The sequence below is a fragment of the Paenibacillus tarimensis genome, from assembly GCF_021532315.1.
In the GTDB taxonomy this organism is placed as follows: Bacteria; Bacillota; Bacilli; order Paenibacillales; family Paenibacillaceae; genus Paenibacillus_I; species Paenibacillus_I tarimensis.
The window spans coordinates 1-5,539 of sequence record NZ_JAKGAO010000045.1 but is presented as its reverse complement, the minus strand read 5'-3'; the positions used below and the strand labels follow the sequence as shown (position 1 = coordinate 5,539).

Annotated in this window: 6 protein-coding genes; 2 read left to right on the top strand and 4 right to left on the bottom strand. The window is 42.4% G+C overall.

Annotation, left to right across the window (positions count from 1 at the left end; all coding sequences use genetic code 11):
* Window positions 1-455: 455 nt before the first annotated feature.
* Window positions 456-1,025 (bottom strand): SF0329 family protein, encoded by a 570-nt coding sequence (locus L1N82_RS22940; protein WP_235289791.1) that lies wholly within the window; start codon window positions 1,023-1,025, stop codon window positions 456-458.
* 44 nt (window positions 1,026-1,069) lie between these two features.
* On the opposite strand from L1N82_RS22940, the gene L1N82_RS22935 reads away from it, so the two are divergent.
* Both L1N82_RS22935 and L1N82_RS22930 read left to right on the top strand, forming a co-directional pair.
* Window positions 1,070-2,107, top strand: coding sequence for an ABC transporter ATP-binding protein (locus L1N82_RS22935; RefSeq protein WP_235289790.1), 1,038 nt, complete (start codon window positions 1,070-1,072; stop codon window positions 2,105-2,107).
* A complete protein-coding gene (locus L1N82_RS22930; RefSeq protein ID WP_235289789.1) occupies window positions 2,104-2,880 on the top strand; it encodes an ABC transporter permease in 777 nt (258 codons plus the stop codon). The genes L1N82_RS22935 and L1N82_RS22930 overlap by 4 nt, the downstream gene beginning before the upstream one ends.
* 66 nt (window positions 2,881-2,946) lie before the next feature.
* Here the strand turns inward: L1N82_RS22930 and L1N82_RS22925 are convergent, their stop codons facing one another.
* From L1N82_RS22925 to L1N82_RS22915, 3 genes are all read right to left on the bottom strand, one after another.
* On the bottom strand, window positions 2,947-3,549 hold the full coding sequence (locus L1N82_RS22925) for a response regulator transcription factor (RefSeq protein WP_235289788.1): 603 nt from the start codon (window positions 3,547-3,549) through the stop codon (window positions 2,947-2,949).
* Entirely contained in the window at window positions 3,530-5,350 is a 1,821-nt protein-coding gene (locus tag L1N82_RS22920; RefSeq protein ID WP_235289787.1) for a sensor histidine kinase, read from the bottom strand. The genes L1N82_RS22925 and L1N82_RS22920 overlap by 20 nt, the downstream gene beginning before the upstream one ends.
* Window positions 5,331-5,539 (bottom strand): hypothetical protein (locus L1N82_RS22915; protein ID WP_235289786.1); only part of this gene is annotated, 209 nt, incomplete at its 5' end. The genes L1N82_RS22915 and L1N82_RS22920, both read right to left, overlap by 20 nt.

The window sequence follows — 5,539 nt, the reverse complement described above, 5'->3', positions numbered from 1 at the left end:
GAAATACTCATTCCCGATATTGGCGGCTTTGGAAACCAGTTGTTTGCTACTCCTGAAGACCCGCCTACTTGGTCATCCCGGATAGAACTTCCTACTGCTGCCTCCGTAACGTTTAACTCGCGTGTGTTAGTACGCCCGTTAAATTCGTTAACCGGTACTTCAGGTGCGCCTGTCTTAGAAGGTATAATTCTGGGTGGGAATTGTCGTTAACATTAATGAAAGCATAAGGAGCTGTCCCTTGTCATATGTGACTGAGGGCAGCTCCTTGTTTTGGGTTCTCAGAAGGCATCGGTGAAATATTCCCCCAACCATACGGCTGAGGGAACCTGCACCCTTCTAAGCATTCAATCTCTTCCCGAGCAAGACTGTATTTGAGAAGTGTAACTATAAGCCAATGAAGCACCGGCGGGATCGTCATTTTACAGCAGACTTCAAGAAGCAAATGGTTCTCCCGATCACAATGCCCCCCGCCGCAGCTCATAAAAATACCGCACAACCGGATGCTTGAACTCCATCTTCTCAGCCATTCCCAGGATCCGCTTCTTCCCGACTCTTTTGTCCACCAAGGCTAGAACATTCATCAAGATATCATTACTCTCCAAGCTTTCCTCTATAGGAGTAATCAGGAACTTACTAGCTGTAACGTTAAAATCCGATTTGCTTAATGCAGCCTGCGCTAACATAAGCGCCTTGGCATGTTCAGAACTTTTTCTGCTCCTGGCCATTACGATTAAACGATCCTCCGGCACCGGCCCCTTGGCACCTGCTCTGACCGCTTCAATGTCGTCATGAGTGATGGGGATTTGAATGCTTGGATCATTTTTGATTTCCAATTCGTTCTTATACCATCTTATAGGGTTCGTTTTATCGGTCATGTTGAGTATGTTTTTTTTATCTACCGAGATATAACAAATCCCTGATTTATCAGGCAGATAACGGTAACCTGGTGCGCGGTATTCTACCCTTCCATGTAACGCAGGACTGAGAAAGCCCTCAAGTTGCTGCTTCAATTTGCTCCAGGACATGTAATCCCCCTCCATAGCCACACAAAGTAAACACGGTCTGCCTCATGGCTGCTATTCCGAAGCCGCCACCCTTAATATGGGCTAGTGTTCGTACTCTATCTTTTCTATTGTTGCACAAATTACTCATGCTCCACGCTCATGATTGCTATAGAATAGCTCTTGTAAGCAACGAAAGGAGCATGTTAACGATGATCTTAAATTTACAGAACGTATCCGTACGTTACCACAAAGCAGATCGAAATGCGATTACCCAAGTATCCTTCTCTATCGAGGAGAACAGTATAGTATCGATTGTGGGGCATAACGGAGCAGGAAAAAGCACATTGATTCAAGCCATTATGCAAAACTTAAACTATGAAGGCTCTATTTCCTATGGCTTTAGCAAAAAGGAGCTCTATACATACATCCGGGTGCAAACTCAGACATCTACATTCGAAAAAAACGCGAAAGTGAAGGATATTGTACAGCTGTATATTGAACTGCTGAACAGCCAGGAAACGGTGGATGAGCTTCTGCAAAGCGTACAGATGTTACCCTTTAAGAATTCATACCTGGACAAACTGTCCGGCGGGGAAAAACAAAAAATCGCGGTGTTACTGGCGACAATCGGCAATCCCAAGCTTATTATTCTGGACGAACTTACGACAGGGCTGGATGTGGTGTCCCGCAGAATGATATGGGATTTATTGAACAAGATCCGTAAGGAAAAAGGCGTCAGTATACTGCTCACCAGCCACTTTCTAGATGAGGTTGAATACTTGTCCGATTATGTGATTGTCCTTGAACAGGGTAAGGTCAAGCTGCAAGGAACTGTTCCTGATATTATCAGTAATGCTTTTGCGATGCAAAAAATAGCGACCTGTCTTGTGGATTCCAGCTTTAGATTCTCCTCTCTTAAATATGCGTATAAGCAGCAGAGCAATAAATTAATGATTGAATACAACGAAGATAACGAAAAAGATGTATTTGAGAACTTAAAAATATGCGGAGGATACGATATCCAGTTGCAGAAGAGAACGTTTGAGGATGCTTTTCTACAGATAATCGGCTATGAGCTGGATGAGAAGGGAGAAACCAAATGAAACCGGTATTTAGCTTAACCAAATATAATTTCAAACTGTTATTTAGAGATAAATCGTCTGTACTCATGGCCTTTTTAATGCCCATCGGCTTTTATATTTTGTTTGGCTATATGCTGAGAAATGTAGAGTTCAGCGGCTCGGCATTATCCGATCTGCTCGTTCCGCTGTACATCATCATTATCATAGGCAATGCGGTCATTAGTGTGTTTGGTTCGTTTTATGTGCAGGCAAGGGAAAGCGGAAACCTGCAAAAATTTAAGTTTATGGGTGTTAATGAGCTTTGCTTCTCCTTCACTTTATTCATGGCTACCTTCGCTTTTCAGCTTACCGTCATTTTTGCTTTTATTGTGTTTACTTACTTCTATAATGGAACTGTATTTCCCATGGACCATATCATACCAGTCCTTGTTACCCTTGCCGTCATTGAGATTTTTCATTTTGCCGTTACGTTCCTTTTAACTTCGGTTCTAAGAAAGACGTCTATTTATAATCCAATCTCTTTAGCTTTTTATATGTTCCAAATGTTCCTTGGCGGCTTAACGTTCCCGATTGAAATGTTTCCGCAGTTACTGCAAAAGCTGGTTTATTATATTAATCCCATCATCTACGGACGAAATGCTTTGCTGGCGGCATGGACGAACAATCCCTCAATCGGCAATGTGGTTAAAGATAATGTGATTCTACTCTCGATCTCTGTTGGACTTGTCATCATAGCCATTTGTGTTCAGCGATTTATTTTCTCTCAAAAGACATCCGCAGTATTGGCACAATGAATACTCCTGCAAATCTATAACAAAAGGCATCCATTACGGATGCCTTTTGTGCTGAACCGATCCTCTTCAACGATTGTTAGACAGCTTAATCACGCCAAGCTCAATCCCTTTTACAATAGCGGCAACGGTGGAGTTCACCATTAGCTTATCGTTAATTGACATGAGATGATTGTTTACCGTGCGCCTGCTAATACCTAGCTTATCCGCTATCACCTGCTGCGTATCTCCGTTACTGGCATATTGCAGTATTTCCTTCTCACGCGGGGTTAACTCTTCAATAACATCCTCAGCAATATTTTCCATAAAGATTGTGCCCCCTTGATGGATATGCTTGATGTTATCAATTAGATTTTCAACGGACATATTTTTATCCAAGAAGCCCTTGGCCCCCATGCGTTTCGCTTCCAGATGGTATTCATGCAGGTTGTATCCGGATAGAAAAGCGACCTTGAGCTCAGGGTAATGGTATAGCACCTCCCGGCATACATCTAACCCGCTATACGCCCCCATATGAATATCCAATAATAGTAAGTCAGGCTTTTCCTGCTGCACAATTTCAATGATGTTGTCTGGTGTCTGGAAGCACACAAATTCATCTACATGATTAGCCATCACAATTTCCAGACTTTTTGCAAACAATTTATGATCATCAAATAACAGTACCTTCATATGTTCTCCTTGGAAGTATTAGTGTAAATAATTTATAACCATCATGTTGTGCCCATTCAAAAGCTCCGCCAAGTGAACCCGCTTGATGCTTCAAGCTGGAAATCCCCAAATGCTTAATCTTAACTTCCATGTCCTCTTGCACGATTGGTTTGCCATCCTCTTTCACTTCCATGATCCAATGGTCTGAGCTATACAAATGTATCCATATATGATCGGCCTCCGCATATTTACAGGTGTTCGCCAGCAATTCCTGTAACGTACGGTAGAACAAATACGCAGACTGCTCGTCCATTTGCTCGAAGATCTCATACTGGATATGGGGATTAGGAATTCTGCCATACCGCTTACGCATCTCGTCCAGTAAGATATGAATATTTCGTTCAAAAGATAAATCCGCAAGTGTAGATGGATAAATTTCATGCATTTGTGAGCGTATCGACGTATTTAGGTCCGCCAATGTTTCTACCGCCAGCTCCTTGAGCGCTGACTGTTCCGTCGATAAGGTGGCCACGATGTTTTTAGTGGCAATAATGTTCTGCAAAATATTGTCGTGGAGGTAATACGTCACCTCTTTGCGAAAGTTCAACTCCTTGCTGAAGTTTCCGCTTTGCTCAGCATCCAGTAGTTTCATCCTAGACATCTCTTCCCATTGGTCAAGCTTATTCAGCAGATAACGGGCTAAGGCATATGCCGTATAATATTGCCCGGGCGTAAACGACTGGTGTGTATGGGTTTCATGAATCACGAGCAAGACTTCTCCGGCATAAAGGGACTTGCCTGACTTAAAGTCAGGTTTAAGAAAGACTCCACTGGTATACACGACTTTGCGTTTATACATGATTGTAATGCCGTCATTCGGAAAAATAGGGGCCAGCTTAGAGTCAAACCCCGACCAGGACACCTCCTTTTCCTGCTGACTTAAGGCATCCTCCCACTTTTCCACGAACCAGTCAGAGAGCCCGTTTTGGAGTATTCCATACTTAGCATAGATGATCCTCTGCAGCTTGAAGCATGCTGCAAATGCAATAACGAATAACACTAAGCTGGCTGTTAAAACCAATGCAAATGGACTGCTGTCGCCTAGATACACCCACTTATAGCCGGCTATGGAGCAGCCGAATAACATGCTAATCATACATAAGAAGATAATGGACTCTGGATACAGAAGGCGGAATAACACCCGGTGTATGGACGGGGACGCCACATAAATAACAAAAATTAAAAAGCTCGTTGGCAAAGTAAAAATGGTGTTTTCCTGATAAGGTAAATACGATGAAGCACAAGCTGCAATGGTCAGACTATGTAATAACCCTAATATAATCACATGCCATTGCTGCATCGTATTCAGTTCAGCGTCCAGCACCATCACGATGGTATACAAGGTGCAGACCGTAAATAAGAATACCGGATTTAGAGCAACTGCCGTCCATATACTGGCTAACACAACGATATAATAGAGCATGTGTATCCAAGGCTTAATGGAGTTTTGCCTCATATAATAAATAGATGCTGCGGTAAAAATAAGCGCTGCGCTATAAAATATATAAGAATAGCTGGCATAAAACAAAAACATCCACAAAAAGATATGAATGGGGATGTAATATTTCGGCTTCGCCCCATTGGCCAAAAATAAATACAAGCAAAGCAGTACATTACCGATCACAAATACAAAAAGGTAATGCGCCGGAAGCGCGATCACCTTATATTGAAATAAACAAGTTAGAGCTAAAACAACGGAATAAATAAAAAATAGCATTTTTATGCTGGTCTGCCTATGAATCCTAGGTATCATTTGCTGCATGAGATGGCTCCTGCTCTACTATTTTCGGGGTTTCTTCCCGCTTCATGGAATCTTCACCTGTGTTGAGTATACCGTGAAACCTTGCCACATACCATAAAATAACCACATAAAATATGAAACTTATGGTTGGGAGGCAGTATGATGGATAGACAGCAAGCAAGAATACCAGGAAACTGTCCACAGGGTTTT